An 18,910-nucleotide genomic window follows, 5' to 3' on the forward strand; every position below is an offset into this window, starting at 1 on the left:
AGTTAGAGTGAGTATAATTGAATATATATAAAATAACGTTTTAGGGGAAAAAAATGGGAAAATACATAGAGTTGAATGCATCAAATTTCGATAGTACTGTAGCTGATGGTGTAGCATTAGTAGATTTCTGGGCACCATGGTGTGGACCTTGTCGTATGATTGCTCCAGTGATTGAAGAATTAGCCAGTGATTTTGATGGTAAAGCAAAGATTTGCAAAGTCAATACTGATGAAGAACAAGATGTCGCAATTAAATATGGTATTAGATCAATTCCAACTATTCTTTTCTTTAAAAATGGTGAATTAGTAGACCAAATGATTGGTGCATCGTCCAAACAAGTTTTAGCTGATAAAGTTAATTCACTTCTTAAATAAAATTTCTCAAGGAAGTCAATGACTTCCTTGGCTACAAAACCTCTTTTAGACTAAAATATGATTTGTATCTGTTAAATAGGCATTATATCATTCAAAAAGTTTAAAAAAAGATAAGGAAAAATCATGTTAGATCTAGCAATTATTGGCGGAGGTCCTGCTGGACTTAGTGCCGGATTGTATGCAACACGCGGTGGTTTAAAAAATGTAGTAATGTTTGAAAAAGGACTTCCTGGTGGACAGATCACTAGTAGTAGCGAAATTGAAAATTATCCAGGAAGTGCAGAAATTTTAAGTGGATTGGATTTTATGGCACCTTGGTCAGAACAGTGCATGCGTTTTGGCTTAAAACATGCAATGGAAGAGGTCACTCGTATTTCTAAAAATGAGGATGGTACATTTCAGATTTATTTAGCAGGGGGCAAAAGTGAGCAGGCTAAAAGTGTCATTGTTTGCACAGGAAGTACTCCCAAAAAAGCCAATTTTGAAGGTGAAGCTGAATTATTTGGTAAAGGTGTTAGTACCTGCGCAACGTGCGATGGATTTTTTTATAAAAACAGAGAAGTGGTCGCTTTAGGTGGCGGTGATACTGCTTTAGAAGAAGCGCTTTATCTCTCTCATATCTGTTCAAAAGTCTATTTGGTTCACAGACGTGATACATTTAGAGCAAGCCCCAGTACCATTGAAAAAGTGAAAAATAACCCTAAAATAGAACTTGTATTAAATGTTACGGTGAAAAAAGCCTATGGCGATAAAATGGGTTTAAATGGTATTATCGTCGTAGATAATGCAGGAAACGAAAGAGATATTGCAGTTCCTGGTGTATTTGTTTTTGTTGGAATGAATGTCAATAATACAATTCTAAAGCAAGAAGATGGCAATTTTCTATGCGACATGGATGATAACGGTAATGTGATTGTAGATCTTAGTATGAAAACATCTGTAAAAGGACTTTTTGCAGCAGGTGATTTAAGGACAAAAGCTTCAAAACAAGTGGTATGTGCAGCAGGAGATGGCGCGACAGCTGGTATCCAAGCTTTAGAATATGTGAACCATTAAAAAGAAGGAAAATTTAGAATGATACATGTTGGAATTCACGGCTCAACTGGTAGGGTAGGCAGGTTGCTTATTGATAATCTGATTAAAGACAAAGAAGCAAAACCGTATGTTTTACATGCCATAGAAGAGTTTAGTTTTACTCCTCCTAAAGATGCAGTTGTTACTGATGACGTACTTACTCTTTTGCAAAAGAGTGATGTTGTCATTGATTTTACGATCTCCATTGGTACAGAAACATTGCTTGAAAATGCTTTAAAACATCCAACGCCTTTAGTGATTGGTACAACAGGATTAAATGAACACCAACAGAATCTTTTAAAAGAAGCGGCTAATAATATGCCTATTCTTTACTCAACCAATATGTCTTTAGGTGTAGCAGTTTTGAATCGCTTAGTCGAACTTGCATCTAAAAGCCTTAGTGATTTTGACATTGAAATTGTAGAACAACACCATCGTTATAAAAAAGATGCACCTAGTGGTACAGCATTAACGCTTGGTGAGCATGCTGCGCGTGGACGAGGTCTTAATTTAGATGATGTTCGCATCAGTGGGCGCAATGGTCTTATTGGGGAACGTAGTAAAGATGAGATTGCCATAATGGCGCTTCGTGGTGGTGATATTGTAGGTCGTCATACGGTAGGATTTTACAATGATGGCGAGTTTATTGAAATGAATCATACTGCAACTAGTCGTGATACCTTTGCCAAAGGCGCAATTAAAGCCGCAAAGTGGATCATCAATCAACCTAATGGTCTTTATACGATTAGTGACTGTTTAGGTCTTTAAAAAAAGGTGATATGAACTTATGTGCGCAATTGTTGGTGTATTTGATGTAAAACATGCTTCTAAGATAGCCTATTATGCCTTGTTCGCGATGCAACATCGTGGACAAGAAGCAACAGGTATCAGTGCCAGTGATGGCAAGAAAATTCGTACCATTAAAGACAATGGATTAGTCACCGAAGTCTTTAATGAAGGAAAACTAGCTTTCTTACACGGGGATATGGCAATAGGTCATAATCGTTACTCTACGGCAGGAAGTGACTCAGTGAAAGATGCTCAACCCGTTGCAGCAAGTTATAAATTGGGTGATATTTCGATTGTTCATAATGGTAACCTCATTAATAAGCATGAAGTAAGAAGTAAACTTGTTGAGCAAGGTGCTATTTTTCAATCTTCTATGGATACAGAAAATATTATTCATTTAATTGCACGCTCTCAACAAGGTAAACTTAAAGACCGTATTGTGGAAGCACTGAATGTCATTAAGGGTGCTTATTGTCTTTTAATTCAAAGTAGATCAAAAATGTTTGCGATACGTGATCGCTATGGTGTCCGTCCTTTATCGATTGGGAAAATGAAAGAAGGCGGGTATATCGTTGCAAGTGAAACATGTGCACTTGACCTTGTAGATGCAGAGTTTGTAAGAGATGTACGACCTGGCGAAATGGTGATTTTTCAACAAGGCAAAGAGGAATTTGAAAGCATTCAACTCTTTGAACCAGATCCCCATATCTGTGCTTTTGAATTTATTTATTTTGCAAGACCAGATAGTGTGATTGAAGGCAAAAACGTTTATGCAGCACGTAAAAAAATGGGGATGAAACTGGCAGAGCTTGCTCCTGTCGAAGCAGATCTTGTTATCCCTGTTCCTGATAGTGGTGTGAGTGCAGCTTTAGGTTATGCACAGGCCAGTGGCATTCCTTTTGAAATGGCAATTGTTCGAAATCATTATGTTGGAAGAACCTTTATTGAACCTACACAAGCGGTACGTGATCTCAAAGTAAAACTTAAACTCTCGCCAATTCATAAAATATTAGAGGGTAAAAAGATCGTTGTGATTGATGATAGTATTGTAAGAGGTACTACTTCAAGACAGATCGTTAAATTATTAAAACGTGCAGGTGCTGCAGAGGTACATATGCGTATTGCTTCTCCAACAATTGAGCATCCTTGTTTGTATGGTATCGATACTCCTAGTTATAAAGAGCTTATTAGTGCCAATAAAACCGTTGAAGAGGTTAGAGAGTACATTGAAGCAGATTCCTTGGCATTTTTAAGTATAGATGCACTTAAAGAGAGTATTGGAAATGATATGAATTACTCATTGGTGAGTTTCGATGGAAATTATTTTATTAAATAATGCGCGATATTTTAACAGCTGGGCGGTATTTTAGAGCAAAATTTGGGGAGACTATTTATAAAATTCCTGTTTCAATCTCTGGATTTACCTGTCCTAATATTGATGGAACCGTAGCGAGAGGGGGCTGTATTTTTTGCGAAAATGAGTCTTTTAGCCCCAATTTAGAGCACAAACAGCCTAAGCGTTTTTACTTACATCCGACTTCTGAAAATCCTTATCTTGAGTTCCAACTCATTCAACTTGAAGCTCAATATAAAAAGACAAAGACGGTATTGTCAAAAAAATTTGGTGCACAAAAATTTATTATTTATTTTCAATCTTTTACTAACACATATGCCCCACTTGAAACACTTAAAGCACTTTATACAAAGGCTTTGAGCTTTGAAGGTGTGGTAGGATTAAGCATTGGGACACGTACCGATAGTGTGACGGAAGAAGTGATCGCTTATTTAGCGGAACTTTCAAAAGAACATGAAATTTGGGTGGAATATGGTGTTCAATCTTCTTCTGATATAACATTAAAACGTATCAATAGAGGGCATGATAGTGCCAATATTGAAAAATACATTACTTTAACGCGTCAGTATGGACTTAAAATATGTGCTCATGTAATCTTTGGGTTACCTGGTGAGACACCAGAGATGGCTTTAGAAAGTGTTAATTTTGCACTTAGACTAGGTGTTAAATCGTTTAAATTCCATCCTCTATATGTTGTTAAACGAACAGCTTTGGCCAATGACCTCACCCGAGGAGACTTTATTCCAATTTCGGAAGAGTCTTACATTCAAACTATCATTAAAGCTATCAAACTTTTGCCAGAAGATGTTATGCTTCAACGTGTGAGTGCAGGTATTGAAGACGCTACTCTTTTATCTCCATCATGGTGTTATACCAAACATCAACAAATGTTTAATATTCGTGAAGCTCTTAAAAAAGAGGGATTTCTTTACTAAACCCATGATATACCTAGTTAGTGGCAAAAAAGCTCATAGCGTATATATGGCTTTGAAAAAGATGGAGGATATCGCATAAAGACAGTAAAATTGCGCATTTCATTTTTATGTAGATTTTCTGCAATAACGAATTCTTTAGTCGTATCTACAGAACTGCTAGAATCCTTACTAAAAAGATTGTCAAAAGCTGATTTTGGTTCAAAAACAATAGATCCAGATCCTGCAGAGTCACCAAGTTCATTAGAAATTTTAACTTCTAAAATGCATTGACCTATCTGAAAATTACCAATATTACGAATTTGTCCCGAAATAGAAAAAGATTCATTAATTAACACTTTTTTCTGTGTTACATTCTCTAATCGAGCAACTTTAGTATATTTATCGAGTCCATAAATGGCAAAAAAAGCAACAATAGCCATAATAAATATATTAGCCATAATCGGCGCAAATAGAGAGGATTTACCATCATGATTGCGAATAGTTAATACGAGAACAAGCGAAAATATAAGAAGAATAAGAATAAGAATAAACCAATGAAGTAGCGTAAAATAGGTCACAGTTACTCCTTTAGTAGCACTCTGCTTTTAATGTCGCAAATACATCGCCATTATATTCAAAACCATCAAAAACAGCTTGATATTCCATGCTCTCCTCTTTTAAAAGGTCCTTTGTGACTAATATCGACTGATTGGAAATTGGTTTTAGAGAATTTAGATATGCTTTGAAACCTTGTGCCCCTGTTTGTTTAAAAATAGAAGTACGAATCAAACAAAGTGAAAAATCTTTAGTTGATTTATTGTAAATAATTCCTTCAACAATAAGTGATGATGAAAAGGTTAATTTCTTGACCATAGTAATGTCTGTCGTTGTTGTTCTGAGTGTTTCTTCTAGTTTTACTTTAATAAAAAAAGGTGAAATGACAAGAAGGAGAAGGGCAAAAATGACTAAAAGAAGAGACGCCGTAGAAGAGCGTCTCGCTATTAAGCTTGCTAAGATTATTAAAATAATAAAAGTAAAAAATAACCAACTAAATGCCAAATAATCATAAAGACCAAAGTGTTTAATATAGGTCAATAGTGATAATTTGAGTGCATCAGTGTTCATTGCGGCTATTTTTCTCCTCTATCCCGCTGAGTCCAAAGCGTCTTTCAAGCTCTTTAGAAATCAGTGATGGATGAATATTTTTAGCTCCTAATGCAACAAGAGCATGGAACATAAGATCAGCTGCTTCATAAATGATCTCTTTGTTATCATTGTCTTTGCAGGCAAAACAAAATTCTCCAGCTTCTTCTACTACTTTTTTGAGGATACTATTGTCTCCTTTTTGAAGTAATGAGGCAACGTAGGAGCTTTTGGGATCAGCTTTTTTACGTTCTTGTATAATATGATAAATTTTATCGCTAATTGAATAAGCTGCAATTTCTTGTGCAGGCTCTTTAGGCGTTTCTTCAACATCTATACGGTTAAAAAAGCATGAAGGACGTCCAGTATGACATGCCACACCTTCTTGCTCAATTTTAAGCAACAGTGTATCGCTATCGCAATCTAAATAAGCTTCTTTAACATGCTGCAAGTGACCGCTCGTTTCACCCTTTTTCCAGAGGCTTTGACGGCTTCTAGAATAGTAGTGAGCCAGTCCCGTTTGAAGTGTTAAAGAGAGTGCTTCTTGGTTCATATACGCAAGCATTAAAACCTCACCACTCTTAATGTCTTGTGCAATGACAGGCAAAAGTGGTGAAGTGTTCCAGTCGATGGAATGTATTAGTGTTGAACTCATTTGGCTATACTGACCGCTTTTTGGCTATCTTTGGTATCGACCCAAATATTAGGAGTTGAACCACCAGGAGTTAGGAAAATTTTTGCATCTTTGTTCTCTTTAAGCGCTTCGTTAAACTTTCCTTGGACTTCAATTTGGCGAAGTTTTAAGAGTGGATCAGAAATACTTTCACTGATTTTTTTATTAGCATAGGCATCTGCATCCGCTTCAATTTTGACAGCATTGGCTTCACCTTGAGCATTGATTTGTCTCGCTTTTGCTTGACCTTCTGCTTCAGCAGCACGTTTAAGGGCTTGTTGATTAGCTATTTCTACTTCATATCTTGTTCGCTCAACCTCTTGCTTCGCTACTTGAACTTTTTCAATTTGCTCTTTAATTTTTGCAGGGAGCAAAATCTCTCTGAGTTGCATCGTAAGAAGTTCTACAGGCTTGCCTGGTTGTGCATCAATCGCTTTACGAATCCCTTCTTCGATATTGACAGCAATCTCGTTACGTCTTTGTGGCAACTCTTCTGCATTAAACTTACCTACAACAGCTCTTGTAACATCTCTGACAACTGGATTGATAATTTTATCTTCCCATGCCATACCCCATGTTGCAATCGTTTGAGGAGCAGTTGAAGGCTCTAATTTATATTGAACTGTGAGTTCTATTGAAACAGGTAACCCTCTTGCATCAAGAACAGAGATAGCTGCATTCTTTTTGATGCCTGATCCTCTTTGCAAGACTTCGCCTAAGTCTTCACTTGAAGAGTAGTTCATAATACGTACTTTAGTATCAACAATAAAAACTTGTTGAATAAAAGGGATAAAAAGATGAAATCCTGGTTCCATAGGAATCGGCTCAAATTTACCGGTAGTTGCTTTAATTCCCATTTCACCTGAGTTAATAATCACAAAAGGTTTTGCCACAACGGCAATCACAACAATGGCGATAAGTACATAGATAATCCCTGCTTTTTTACCAAGGTTTTTCAAAAAATCGGGAGGTTCAATATTGAAAGGTGTACGATTGTCGTTATCGCCGCCTCCACCATTGTTTCCACTTCCTCCACCATTTTTCTTTTTAAAATAATCGTTCAAATCTGCTGGCATAATGTTCCTTTGGTTAGATAAATGTTAAGAGATGTTTGTATTTTGGATTGCGTCCGTAGACAACATCAAAATAAGCCTCTTGAAGTTGTTTGGTGATAGGACCACATTTTCCATCTCCAATAATATAATTATCGATATCTTTGATTGGGGTTACTTCTGCAGCAGTACCTGTAAAGAACGCTTCATCCGAGATATACGCCTCATCACGGGTAATGCGTCTGCGCTCGATGGGGATGCCTGCTTCACGCGCAAGCTCTAGTACCGTTGCTTGTGTGATACTCTCGAGGGATGTATCATTCGGAGGAGAAATCAACTTGCCATCTCTGACGATAAAGAAACATTCGCCACTGCCTTCTGCGATAAATCCATCTTCATCCAAAAGAAGCGCTTCTTCATAACCCGCTTCGAGTGCTTCGTATTTTGCCATTTGAGAGTTGAGGTAGTTTGCAGCTGCTTTTGCTTTTCCCATATTGGCACTGACGGGGTTTCTTGCAAACGAAGAGATTTTAACGCGAATACCGTTTTCAATGCCATCATCGCCAAGGTAACTTCCCCATTGCCATGCCGCAATCGCTGTGTTAACGGGTGCTTGTGCAAGATTAAGTCCCATAACGCCGTATCCTAAATAAATAAGCGGTCTAATGTAGACGTTTGAGGTAAAGTTGTTTGATTTAAGAAGCTCAATATGTGCCGCTTCAAGTTCTTCTAGTGAATAGGTCGCTTTAATGCGGGTAATTTTGGCAGAATTGAGCAAGCGTTTGGTGTGCTCTCTGAGTTTAAAAATGGCTAAGCCATTGTCTGTCATATACGCACGGGTACCTTCAAAAACACCGTTACCATAGTGAAGTGTATGGGTTAAAATATGTATTTTTGCATCATCCCATGCAACGAGTTTGCCATCCATCCAAATGTATTTTGCTTTATCCATTTTTCTACCTTCTTAAAAGTCGTTTTCTAAAGAGTTACTATGTTAGCCAAAAATTGATTAAAGATAGTTTTAGTATGAAAAGTTGCGTTATACTTCAATTTGAATACGTCTTTAAAGCAAAGCTCTAAAGACTACGTTAACACTGGGTTCTCTTCGGCAGAGTGCCCACGCACCCTTGGTGCTTTGAATCACAAAAGAAGAGGTAAAAATCATGAAAGCAAAGCTTTATTACGGTTCTACATGTAAAGAGAAAAAAGAGTACAAAGAGGTGCGTTCACCTTACGATGGACGTGTGGTTTCAAGCTTTGGCGTTTGCGATGCAACAGACGCCAAAGCTATTTTAGAGATAGCTCATCATGCCGCTTTACATGTAAAACAGATTCCTCTGCATCAACGGACGAATTGGCTGTTGGATGTGGCTCAAAAGCTCGAAAGGGAGCGTGAGCGAATAGCACTTTGCATCACCGATGAAGTGGGAAAACCGATTGCCTTTTCACGCGTTGAGGTGGATCGTTGCATCGAGACAATCAAACTCTCCGCCAATGCCATCTTACATGTAAACGGTGAAACATTCGATACCACCGCGATGCCCAGTGGTAAAAAGAGTTTGGCATTTTACAAACGTGAACCAGTCGGCGTGGTGTTAGCAATTACGCCGTTTAATTTTCCACTCAATCTTGTCGCGCATAAAATTGCTCCAGCCTTAGTCGCTGGCAATGCGGTTATCTTAAAACCCACTTCACAAGCGCCTCGTACAGCGTATGAACTCGTCAAACTTTTCATTGAAAGTCCCTATGCTTCCAAAGATGCGCTCAGTCTTATCTACAGTGGTGAAGGCGTGAATGAAACACTCATCACCAGTGAAATTCCACGCGTTATCAGTTTTACAGGCAGTGTAGGCGTTGGGCGTGAGATCATGCAAAAAGCGGGAATTAAAAAAGTGGCTTTGGAATTGGGTGGTAATGCTGCAACGTATATTGATGTTTCTGCTGATGTTGCGCTTGCTGCCAAACGGTGTGCTGTGGGTGCGTTTATCAACTCGGGGCAAGTATGTATCTCCTTGCAGCGTATTTACGTGCATGAAAGTATTTATGAATCGTTTGCACAAGCGCTTGTTGAAGAGACAAAACGTTTACATGTAGGCTCGCCGTATGATGAAAAAACCTTCATTGGACCGATGGTAAATGAAGCCGCAGTGCTCAAAGCAAAACGATGGATTCAAAGCGCCATTGATGAAGGTGCAAAACCTTTGTGTGGTTTTACATATAACGGACTTTTATGTGCGCCGACGATTATGGCAGATGTGAACGAATCGATGGCAATTGTGTGTGAAGAGGTCTTTGCGCCGATTGTTTCATTGATCAAAGTGAGGGATTATGAAGAGGCTAAAAACAAAATGAATGCCTCAGATTATGGGCTTCAATATTCCATCTTTTGCAATGATCTTGCCATGGCACAAAGGGCGATTGACGAGCTTGAGGCGGGTGGCATTGTAATTAATGACATTCCCACGTTGCGGTTTGATCTTCAGCCTTATGGTGGTATCAAACAAAGTGGCGTTGGAAAAGAGGGCCCTTATTTTGCGCTCTTAGATGACTATACCCAGATCAAATCTGTGGTAATATGCTAAAAAATATCAACAAAGGAATTTATATGTTACAAATAGGCGATAAAGCCCCAGATCTTAGTCTTCCCAACCAAGACAATGTCGAAATATCTCTGCGAGATTTAGAGGGAAAATGGATCGTGCTTTACTTTTACCCCAAAGATAGCACCCCTGGATGCACCACCGAAGCGTGTGATTTTACAGCAGCACTTCCCAGTTTTGAAGATTTAAATGCCGTTGTTTTAGGTGTGAGTCCTGATAGTACAGCGTCGCATCAAAAGTTCATTACCAAACAAAAACTAGAGATAACACTGCTTTCCGATGTGAGCACTGAAGTGGCGCAACGCTATGGTGTTTGGCAGTTAAAAAAGTTTTGTGGTAAAGAATATATGGGCATTGTTCGTTCAACTTTTTTGATCGATCCAAGCGGAAAAATTGCGAAGTTTTGGTCAAGTGTGAAAGTTAAGGACCACGCAAGTGATGTTAAAAAAGCATTAGAAACATTACGTTAATACGTTCACGTGGGCTTTCCTCGAAGCCCACGTGTTTAGTTTCTCACTGAAATCGTACAGCCCACCCACTCTTCACGAATGGCATCACTGGCTTGAGGTTCATTTTTAATCAGTCTATTGGGGGCTATTTTGTATTTTGTTGTAAGGTTTTGAACGATCACATCAGCCCGTTTAAGCGCTAAAGACTGAAGTGCTGCTGGCACTATGGTAGTGTTCTCAGCAATTTTTGAAATTAAATTATCATTGATAGCACCAATATCCAAATTTTCATCTTTGTAGGATTTTAGGAGCTTATTGTAATCATCATTAGAGTATTTTTGAAGAAAGAGTTTTTTGATGGCTTTGCCATAACTATCATCTTCTTTACTCTTTTTAGGAGTTATTGCTTCTATTTGTGCGGTCACATTTTGCTCTTGAAGTGCTTTGGTGTCAAGTGCTTCGTTGAAACTTGGTGTAATGATAAGATTGAGCTCACTTCTCTTTTCCAAAATCTGCTGGTATTGCACCATTTTTTCCTCTTCTGAGTCAATAAGCGCATATTCTCCTGCCGCAAAATCAATACTTTTAAGATTTTCAGTTTCGATACCGAGGATAGAACCTAAGAGTTTAAATGGCGAGGTTGCAATGCTTCCGATGAGATTTCCAATAGCTTTCCACACGATGCTTCCATAACGAAATTCAGGGTCATTCAGATCGCCACTGACGGGAAGATCAAGGTCAATTTGCCCTTTCGAATCTTTTAAAATAGCAATGGCAAGTCCTAAGGGGAGGTTTGGAGCATCCTTACTTTCAATTTTATCGCCTAGCGTGAGAGAGTCTAGGTTGATCTTATTGGCACCTTCCATCAATCCTTTTTTAATTTTATAGTTTAGATCCATTGAGAGTTTGCCTTCTTTGATCGCATAGCCTATAAATTTACCTGTATAGGGCGAGAGGGAAGGCATATCAATGTTTTTAAAGAGAATTTTGAGTGTTGCTCGGTTTTTAAAATCAAACGGTAAAATCGATCCATCAATTTTTGCGTAGCCGTATTTGTCAACTTTTCCCTCCAGTTTTAATACGGAAGGCTTGGTGTTTTTGGTATCGAGTGTTGACATAGACCCATTTAAACGGTCAGCGAAAGTGGCAAATGGAAGTAGCAAAGAGGCATCTTTAAAATGGGTGGTTCCTCGTTTAAGGATGATATTTCCGATGTAGAGAGACATAGTCTCATTCTTTGTTGTTGATGTTTTTTTCGTGTTAGAAGGTGTTTTTGATGGAGTTGATGAGGTTTTCAAGAGATTGGAAAAATTAGTTGTGCCATCTTTTTTGATATCAAGATTGATATAGGGTTTATCCAGAGCAACACTTTGAATACTTAATGTTGCAGGAGAAAGCGTGTAAGAAAAATTGGAAAAATTGAGTGTTTCCCAGGCAACAAGAGAATTTTTAAATTTATCAGCGAGTGAAAATTTAGAGACGGTTGCATCACCTTCAATTTTGAAAGTTGTTTGTTGGTCAAAAGAAGCTTTAATCTTAGAATTGAGTGATAATGCGCCATCTTGAATAAGTGTTGTTGTGTACAGGGCAATATAGGGTTGTGCTTTTTCCAAAGAGAGTTTATTAGCATTAACGGCTATATCTAACGAAGCAGTTGAGGGAATAAAAGTTCCTTTGAAGTTTAAAGTAGCAGTCGTATCCAGGGTACTGTTAAAATCATAGGTAATAGGATTGTTCATGTCTTGCGTGATATTTTGTGCGGTTAATTTTAAGGGAGCAAAATGGGCAGGTGTACTTTTCACATTTTGATCACGCACATCAACAGTTGCCTCCTTAACTTCTAATGTTTTAAGGGCAAATTTCCAAGTGCTATTGGTCTCTTGTTTGGCAGATGATTGTATTTTTGCCTGAGTTGATGCGCTTTTAGGCGTAAAAAGACGTACTAAATTAAGCGTGTAATCTTTTTCCAATTGAAGATCTACAAAGGGTTTGGTAATCGTGGCTTTTTCAATGCTAGTATTGGAAGTTTGTAAGTCAAAATCGATGGTTTCAAGATTAAAGGAAGGTACTTCAATAACGGTTTTATTCTCATTATCTACCAAGCGGACACTGTCTAAGGAGGCAGAAGCTTTTTCCAATGAAACAAGTGGTTTTTCTTTGCTAAGATCAATGGAAAAAGGAACTCTAAGTGAAAGTTCTCCTTGTGTAAGTGTTATTGGAATGGTTGGTAATACGTATTTCCAAAAGCTTGAGAGAGGGAGATGTACAATATTGAGTTCGCCGTAAAACTTGAGTGGTTCAAAAGAAGCGCTACTTGCAATTGAGATTTTTTCTTCGCTTTGAAACATCACTTTAAGAGCATGAATACTAAGATCATCTTTATAAAAACTGAGGTTGTTGACCGTGTAATTTATAGGGCCTATGTCAAATTTAAAAGGAATACTTGGACGTTCATCTGTGAATGTGGATTGAGCATTTTGGATTTCAACATGTTCAATGATAAAAGGCATGGCAAGACTATTATCGTGCGTAGTCGTGTTGTCATCTGAGCTGCTCTTTGGAAAAATATTTAAAAGCGCTAGATTACCATTCGTGTCAATTTTTAGATCAACAAAAGGCTTGTCGAGGAGCAATGATTTGATAAAAAACTCTTTTTTGAACAAAGAGGTTGGCTCATAATTAACATATAAATGCTCTAAAGATATAACACTACTTCCCTTGGTATCGTGGAGTGCTAAATTGTTTACATGTAATTCAAACGTGAAAGGGTTAAAGAGTACTTTTTCGATTGAAATTGAAAGACCCAGTTTCTCTTGAAGAAGAATAGGGAGCTTAGTTTGTGCCCACCATGGAAGGATAATGAAACCGCTCAGTGTATAGAATGCGGGAAGAAAAATTAACCAGAATAGAACACTCTTAAGACACTTTTTTAGCATCGTACACTCCTTTTTAAGGGCTTATTTATTATACAATAAATTGAAACATTTCTATTTAAAAACCATATTAGTTTTATAAGGATAGATGGATTATATGTTACCTATGTTATACTTTTCAAAATTTATACTCTTAAAGAAATACCATGCTCGTTCATATTTGTTGCTCCGTAGACAGCCACTTTTTTTTTGCAAAAACTTCAACAAAATTACCCTAATGAGAGGTTAATTGGCTTTTTTTATGACCCTAATATTCATCCTTTCAGTGAGTACAAATTAAGGCTTTTGGATGTCAAACGCAGTTGTAACAAGCTGGGAATTGTTTTACATGTAGGCGATTACAATTATGAAGGGTGGCTTGAAGCGATTCGAGGGTTAGAACATGAGCCTGAAAAAGGCAAACGCTGTTCAGTGTGTTTTGATAACAGGTTAGAAAAAACTGCACAAGAAGCACTTAAAATAGGTGAAAAAACGATAACAACTACCTTACTAACAAGTCCTAAAAAATCACTGGAGCAGTTAGAAAAAGCTTTACGTGCCATTGCCCAAAAATATGAGCTTGAAATCGTTGCACCTGATTTTAGAAAAGGTGGAGGTACTCAAGAACAGTTTACACAAGCAAAAGAGGCAATGCTTTACCATCAAAATTATTGTGGTTGTCTGTTCGCTTTGGGTGTGCAAAGAGAGCAACAACAAAAATGGGCAGATGAACTGAGTTCGCCTCTACGCCCTCAAATACTTCCTGCTTCTATTGAGGAACGCACTGTTTTGTATGAAAAAGTGATAGCGCTTGAAGCAAACGAGACTCCTTTTAAATTGGTTCGTGAAAAGTTTTTAAATTATAGATTGCTTCGTGCATGGGTGAAAAGGAGTGACAAAGAGGTTATCCCTAGTTATATCTTATTTTACTCTACATGTAAAAAAGAGTTTATTAAAACCAATGTAGAGTTTATAGCACAAGGCGTTGGATTTTTAGCAAAAGAAGAAGCGCGTTTTATTTCGCTTAAAACGTTTAATACGCTAGCCAATACAGACTATAAAACACTCAAAGAAATGCTACAAAATCCCCCAACGGTAGAAATAGAAATAGCTTTTAGAAACACCTACCTAAAGTCGATAGTTGCTTCATTAACTCCGCTTGTCATATTGGATGAGGTTAAAATGGACTCTTATGAACTCTTCATTCAGAGCAAAACCTATCAAGACATTAGAGAAAATTTAGTATTAATTGGCTAAAATATTAGAATTTTGTTAGAAGGTTTCAAAGATGTTAATTGATGTTGTAGAGATTCAAAAAATACTTCCCCATCGCTTTCCTTTTTTACTTGTGGATAGAATTACTGCACTTACGCCAGGTGAGTCTATCGAAGGATTTAAAAATATTACAATAGGTGAGCAGATTTTTCAAGGACATTTTCCTGATCATCCAATTTACCCTGGTGTTATGATTATTGAGGGTATGGCACAAGCTGGTGGCGTGCTTGCGTTTAAAAGCATGGATGAAGAGAAGCAAGAAGAGACGCAAGAAAAAGTGGTTTATTTTATGAGTATCGATAATGCCAAATTTAGAAGTCCTGTAAAGCCAGGAGATCAGTTAGTGTACAAACTTAATGTTCTAAAACACAGAGGTAATATCTGGGTTTTAGATGCCAAAGCCTATGTTGACGACAAACTTGTCGCCGAAGCAGAGCTTAAAGCTATGATAGTGGACAAATAACATGCCAAACATTCATCCAACTGCCATTGTTGAAGAGGGAGCGAGTTTAGCGGACGATGTAAAAATCGGAGCTTATGCTTTTGTATCCAAAGATACCATACTTAAAAGTGGTGTTGAGGTGATGCAAGGAGCACAAATCTATGGTGTGACTAAAGTTGGTGAGGATACAAAAATTTGTCCTTACGCCGTTATTGGTATGCCGCCACAGGATATTGGGTATAAACCTGAAGATGATGTTCGTGTTGAGATAGGTCGTAATGTCATGATTCGTGAATTTGTAACGATTAATGCTGGAACCAAAAAAGGTGGTGGCGTGACAAGAATTGGCAATAACTGTTTTATTATGATTTATTGCCATATCGCACATGATTGCCAGGTCGGCAATAATGTTATTATGGCAAATAATGCAACACTTGCAGGACATGTGCATATAGGTTCTTTCACCGTCATTGGGGGTATGACTCCGATTCATCAGTTTGTCCATATTGGAGAAGGTGTTATGATTGGAGGAGCAAGTGCCATTAGCCAAGATATTCCACCATTTTGTTTAGCCGAAGGAAATCGCGCGGTTGTTCGAGGTCTTAACAGTGTTGGTTTAAAACGTCGTTTTGAGCGTGATGACATCACTGCAATTCAAGGTGCTTATAAACAACTGTTTAGAAGCGAAAACGCTATAAAAGAGACAGCGGCTAAATTATTAGCGAGCGAAACAAACGAAAAAGTGTTGCAAATGTGCAATTTTATTATGGAATCCACACGAGGCATTCCATTTGAGAGGAAAAATAATGGTCAATAGAGAGTGTAGTTTTTGCGGCACCAAAGAGAGTAATGACACCCGTTTAATCGCAGGCGATGACGTTTTCATCTGCGAACATTGTGTTATTTCTGCCCATAAAATCTTTTTTGGAGAAATTCCAGAGCCTTCCGTAAGCAATAGCGAAGAAGCTTTTGATCAAGAACTTCTAGCTCCAAAAGAGTTAAAAAAAGTGCTTGATGATTTTGTCATCGGGCAAGACCAAGCTAAAAAGATTTTTTCAGTCGGCGTATATAACCACTATAAGAGAATTTTCAAACAAAGCACCATTCAAGATGATACCGAAATTTCTAAATCGAATATCTTACTCATTGGACCAACAGGTAGCGGTAAAACGTTAATGGCACAAACCTTAGCACGCTTCTTAGATGTTCCAATTGCGATTTCAGATGCAACCAGTTTAACCGAAGCGGGTTATGTGGGTGAGGATGTTGAAAATATTCTCACCAAATTGCTTCAATGTGCCAATGGCGATATTAAAAAAGCAGAGCAAGGTATTGTTTTTATCGATGAGATCGACAAAATTGCGCGTATGAGTGAAAATCGCTCCATCACCAGAGATGTTTCAGGTGAAGGTGTGCAACAAGCACTGCTTAAAATCATCGAAGGTAGTGTGGTTAATATCCCACCTAAAGGCGGACGTAAACACCCTAACCAAGATTTTATTCAAATTGATACGACAAACATTTTATTTGTTTGTGCTGGTGCATTTGATGGCTTGGAAGAGATTATCAAACGTCGTATCGGCAAAAATGTGCTTGGTTTTGAGCAAGAAAAACGTACAAAAAGTCAAGATGCAGGACTCTTTGATCTTGCAGAACCCGATGATTTAGTGCATTATGGTTTGATTCCAGAGTTGATTGGACGTTTACATGTAACGGCAAAACTTTCACCGATTACGCAAGAAGATATGGTACGTATTTTAACAGAACCTAAAAATGCGATTTACAAACAGTATCGAAAACTTTTTGCGATTGATAATGTTGAACTCTCTTTTGAAAAAGAGGCATTGGATTCCGTGGCAGAACTTGCGATCAAACGAAAGACTGGAGCGCGAGGGCTTCGAAGTATTATAGAAGACATTATGGTTGATGTGATGTATGAACTTCCCGAACTAAGTGGCTATGAAGTGGTGATTACAAAAGATGTAGTGACAAAAGGTGAAAAACCACTTTATATTAAAAAAAGATAAAAAAAAGTGCGTAAAAAAGGAATAGAGAGATGATTTTGGACAAGATAATAGGATTCTTCTCAAGTGATATGAGTATCGACCTTGGAACGGCTAATACCTTGGTATTGGTCAAAGGTAAAGGTATTATTATCAATGAGCCTTCCGTCGTCGCTGTACAACGTAATCGCTATGGTAAACAAAATATCTTAGCGGTGGGTAAAGAGGCTAAAAATATGGTGGGAAAAACACCAGGTGACATTGAAGCGATCCGTCCAATGCGTGATGGCGTTATCGCTGATTTTGATATGACAGAGAAAATGATTCGTTATTTCATTGAAAAAGCGCACCGCAGAAAAAGTTTTTTACGTCCTCGTATTATCATCTGTGTTCCTTATGGTTTGACGCAAGTGGAGCGCAAAGCGGTACGTGAATCTGCGATGAGTGCTGGGGCACGTGAAGTTTTCTTGATCGAAGAGCCTATGGCCGCAGCCATTGGTGCAGGACTCCCGGTACGTGAGCCACAAGGAAGTTTGGTCGTTGATATCGGTGGTGGTACGACTGAAATCGGTGTTGTATCCTTAGGTGGTCTAGTTATCAGCAAATCCATCCGTGTTGCGGGTGATAAGATCGATATGGCCATTGTGGATTATGTTAAGAAAAAATACAATCTTTTGATTGGTGAGCGAACCGGTGAAGAGATTAAAATTGCCATTGGTACAGCCGTTCCTATGGATGAACCTATCTCTATGGTGGTTAAAGGAAGGGATCAAGTCAGTGGACTTTTAAGCCGTATTGAGCTTACCAGTGAAGATGTTCGTGACGCGATTAAAGAGCCACTTAAAGAGATTGCTGATGCACTTAAAGATGTCCTTGAAGTGATGCCTCCTGATCTTGCGGGGGATATCGTTGAAAATGGTGTTGTTCTAACCGGTGGTGGTGCATTGATTCGTGGTTTTGATAAATACCTTTCAGACATCGTGAAGTTACCTGTCTTTGTTGCTGATGAGCCACTTTTAGCGGTTGCAAAAGGTACAGGAAAAGCACTCGAAGAGATTGAACTTTTACAACAATTGTCGAATGAGTAAATTTAAAATCATTATTTTGCTTTGTATCTTTGTGTTCGTATCGTTTCGGTACAGCACAGATGCAAGGCACATTATAGGTGGCATCAATACAAAAATTCTTGCTTCCTATGGTGATATAAAAATGCAAATTGAAGCTAAAATCAATGAACATTTTGCTCAACAAGAAGAGATTCAGCGATTACGTACCGAAAATCAGGCATTGCAAAAATCAGCCGTTCTCTCCATTGCTTTTGCAAGTAAACTGAGCGATATGCTTAAAGAACATAATGTTACAGCGTACAATCCTCATGTGCGTATGATTCAATCCATTGGGTATACCAATTTGAATGATTACGGCAAAGTGTGGTTAAAGTTCGATGACTTTAATCAAAGTAAAATTTATGGACTATTACAACAAGGATACGCAGCAGGCATTGTAGTCTCAAACGATGGGCATCCTCAAGGGTTACTTTTAAGTGATCCCAAATCCATATTTGCTGTTTATATTGGAAATCAAAAAATGCAAGGTGTTGCGCAAGGTAATCGCAAAGAAGTGCTTGTTAAGTATATTTCTCAATGGTTACAGCCACAAGTGGGGGATGAAGTCATTACCAGCGGACTGGATGGAATTTTCTTTGAAGGTATAAAAGTGGGAGTCGTAACGGAAGTCATCGATGAGGAGTCTTCAAAAACGGTGGTAGTAAAACCCTATGCAGCGCCACATGTACCAGCGTATATGCATGTTATTATGCAAAACTAGTCTTGAATCCAGAGCCTTTGAGGCATTGG

19 protein-coding genes are annotated in these 18,910 nt (G+C 38.1%); 13 read left to right on the plus strand and 6 right to left on the minus strand.

The features are described from left to right. Positions 1-53 precede the first annotated feature (53 nt). The 5 genes from trxA to mnmL all read left to right on the plus strand — a co-directional run bounded on the left by trxA (position 54) and on the right by mnmL (position 4,526). On the plus strand, positions 54-374 hold the full coding sequence (gene trxA / locus Sdiek1_RS01020; protein ID WP_087437491.1) for a thioredoxin: 321 nt from the start codon (positions 54-56) through the stop codon (positions 372-374). Between the two features lie 123 nt (positions 375-497). Next, the gene (gene trxB / locus Sdiek1_RS01025; RefSeq protein WP_087437492.1) at positions 498-1,430 is read left to right on the plus strand and encodes a thioredoxin-disulfide reductase; all 933 of its coding nucleotides are present in this window, start codon (positions 498-500) and stop codon (positions 1,428-1,430) included. 18 nt (positions 1,431-1,448) lie between these two features. Then, on the plus strand, positions 1,449-2,216 hold the full coding sequence (gene dapB / locus Sdiek1_RS01030) for a 4-hydroxy-tetrahydrodipicolinate reductase (protein WP_087437493.1): 768 nt from the start codon (positions 1,449-1,451) through the stop codon (positions 2,214-2,216). 19 nt (positions 2,217-2,235) lie between these two features. Beyond that, complete coding sequence (gene purF, locus Sdiek1_RS01035) at positions 2,236-3,573, plus strand: amidophosphoribosyltransferase (protein WP_087437494.1); 1,338 nt, start codon at positions 2,236-2,238, stop codon at positions 3,571-3,573. Further along, complete coding sequence (mnmL, locus tag Sdiek1_RS01040) at positions 3,573-4,526, plus strand: tRNA modification radical SAM protein MnmL/YtqA (protein ID WP_087437495.1); 954 nt, start codon at positions 3,573-3,575, stop codon at positions 4,524-4,526. The genes purF and mnmL overlap by 1 nt, the downstream gene beginning before the upstream one ends. Positions 4,527-4,543: 17 nt before the next feature. Here the strand turns inward: mnmL and Sdiek1_RS01045 are convergent, their stop codons facing one another. Genes Sdiek1_RS01045 through Sdiek1_RS01065 form a run of 5 tightly spaced genes read right to left on the minus strand, consistent with a single transcriptional unit; the run spans position 4,544 to position 8,325 of the window. Further along, complete coding sequence (locus tag Sdiek1_RS01045; RefSeq protein ID WP_087437496.1) at positions 4,544-5,083, minus strand: DUF2393 family protein; 540 nt, start codon at positions 5,081-5,083, stop codon at positions 4,544-4,546. Between the two features lie 10 nt (positions 5,084-5,093). Next, positions 5,094-5,630: a DUF2393 family protein gene (locus tag Sdiek1_RS01050; protein ID WP_087437497.1), complete on the minus strand. Its 537-nt coding sequence runs from the start codon at positions 5,628-5,630 to the stop codon at positions 5,094-5,096. Continuing rightward, positions 5,620-6,303 (minus strand): bifunctional phosphoribosyl-AMP cyclohydrolase/phosphoribosyl-ATP diphosphatase HisIE, encoded by a 684-nt coding sequence (gene hisIE, locus Sdiek1_RS01055; protein WP_087437498.1) that lies wholly within the window; start codon positions 6,301-6,303, stop codon positions 5,620-5,622. Before hisIE ends, Sdiek1_RS01050 begins: the two co-directional genes overlap by 11 nt. After that, positions 6,300-7,397: an SPFH domain-containing protein gene (locus tag Sdiek1_RS01060; RefSeq protein ID WP_087437499.1), complete on the minus strand. Its 1,098-nt coding sequence runs from the start codon at positions 7,395-7,397 to the stop codon at positions 6,300-6,302. The genes hisIE and Sdiek1_RS01060 overlap by 4 nt, the downstream gene beginning before the upstream one ends. Positions 7,398-7,410: 13 nt before the next feature. Beyond that, a complete protein-coding gene (locus Sdiek1_RS01065; RefSeq protein WP_087437500.1) occupies positions 7,411-8,325 on the minus strand; it encodes a branched-chain amino acid transaminase in 915 nt (304 codons plus the stop codon). Positions 8,326-8,536: 211 nt separating this feature from the next. On the opposite strand from Sdiek1_RS01065, the gene Sdiek1_RS01070 reads away from it, so the two are divergent. Next, positions 8,537-9,955 (plus strand): aldehyde dehydrogenase family protein, encoded by a 1,419-nt coding sequence (locus Sdiek1_RS01070; RefSeq protein WP_087437501.1) that lies wholly within the window; start codon positions 8,537-8,539, stop codon positions 9,953-9,955. A gap of 23 nt (positions 9,956-9,978) precedes the next feature. Continuing rightward, complete coding sequence (gene bcp / locus Sdiek1_RS01075) at positions 9,979-10,443, plus strand: thioredoxin-dependent thiol peroxidase (RefSeq protein ID WP_087437502.1); 465 nt, start codon at positions 9,979-9,981, stop codon at positions 10,441-10,443. Between the two features lie 35 nt (positions 10,444-10,478). Here the strand turns inward: bcp and Sdiek1_RS01080 are convergent, their stop codons facing one another. Beyond that, entirely contained in the window at positions 10,479-13,358 is a 2,880-nt protein-coding gene (locus tag Sdiek1_RS01080) for a DUF748 domain-containing protein (protein ID WP_087437503.1), read from the minus strand. A gap of 186 nt (positions 13,359-13,544) precedes the next feature. Here Sdiek1_RS01080 and Sdiek1_RS01085 point away from each other — a divergent pair, with 186 nt between their 5' ends. The 6 genes from Sdiek1_RS01085 to mreC are packed head-to-tail and all read left to right on the plus strand — an operon-like array spanning position 13,545 to position 18,881. After that, positions 13,545-14,591, plus strand: coding sequence for an epoxyqueuosine reductase QueH (locus Sdiek1_RS01085; RefSeq protein ID WP_369688476.1), 1,047 nt, complete (start codon positions 13,545-13,547; stop codon positions 14,589-14,591). A gap of 31 nt (positions 14,592-14,622) precedes the next feature. Then, positions 14,623-15,072: a 3-hydroxyacyl-ACP dehydratase FabZ gene (gene fabZ, locus Sdiek1_RS01090; protein WP_087437504.1), complete on the plus strand. Its 450-nt coding sequence runs from the start codon at positions 14,623-14,625 to the stop codon at positions 15,070-15,072. A 1-nt stretch (position 15,073) separates the two neighbouring features. Next, the gene (lpxA, locus tag Sdiek1_RS01095) at positions 15,074-15,868 is read left to right on the plus strand and encodes an acyl-ACP--UDP-N-acetylglucosamine O-acyltransferase (protein WP_087437505.1); all 795 of its coding nucleotides are present in this window, start codon (positions 15,074-15,076) and stop codon (positions 15,866-15,868) included. Further along, on the plus strand, positions 15,858-17,078 hold the full coding sequence (gene clpX, locus Sdiek1_RS01100) for an ATP-dependent protease ATP-binding subunit ClpX (RefSeq protein WP_087437506.1): 1,221 nt from the start codon (positions 15,858-15,860) through the stop codon (positions 17,076-17,078). The genes lpxA and clpX overlap by 11 nt, the downstream gene beginning before the upstream one ends. 29 nt (positions 17,079-17,107) lie before the next feature. Next, a complete protein-coding gene (locus Sdiek1_RS01105; protein ID WP_087437507.1) occupies positions 17,108-18,142 on the plus strand; it encodes a rod shape-determining protein in 1,035 nt (344 codons plus the stop codon). Next, positions 18,135-18,881 carry a rod shape-determining protein MreC gene (mreC, locus tag Sdiek1_RS01110; RefSeq protein WP_087437508.1) on the plus strand — a complete coding sequence of 249 codons (747 nt, stop codon included), beginning with the start codon at positions 18,135-18,137 and terminating at the stop codon, positions 18,879-18,881. Before Sdiek1_RS01105 ends, mreC begins: the two co-directional genes overlap by 8 nt. Positions 18,882-18,910 lie beyond the last annotated feature (29 nt).

This window comes from Sulfurospirillum diekertiae, from assembly GCF_002162315.1.
Classification (GTDB): Bacteria; Campylobacterota; Campylobacteria; order Campylobacterales; family Sulfurospirillaceae; genus Sulfurospirillum.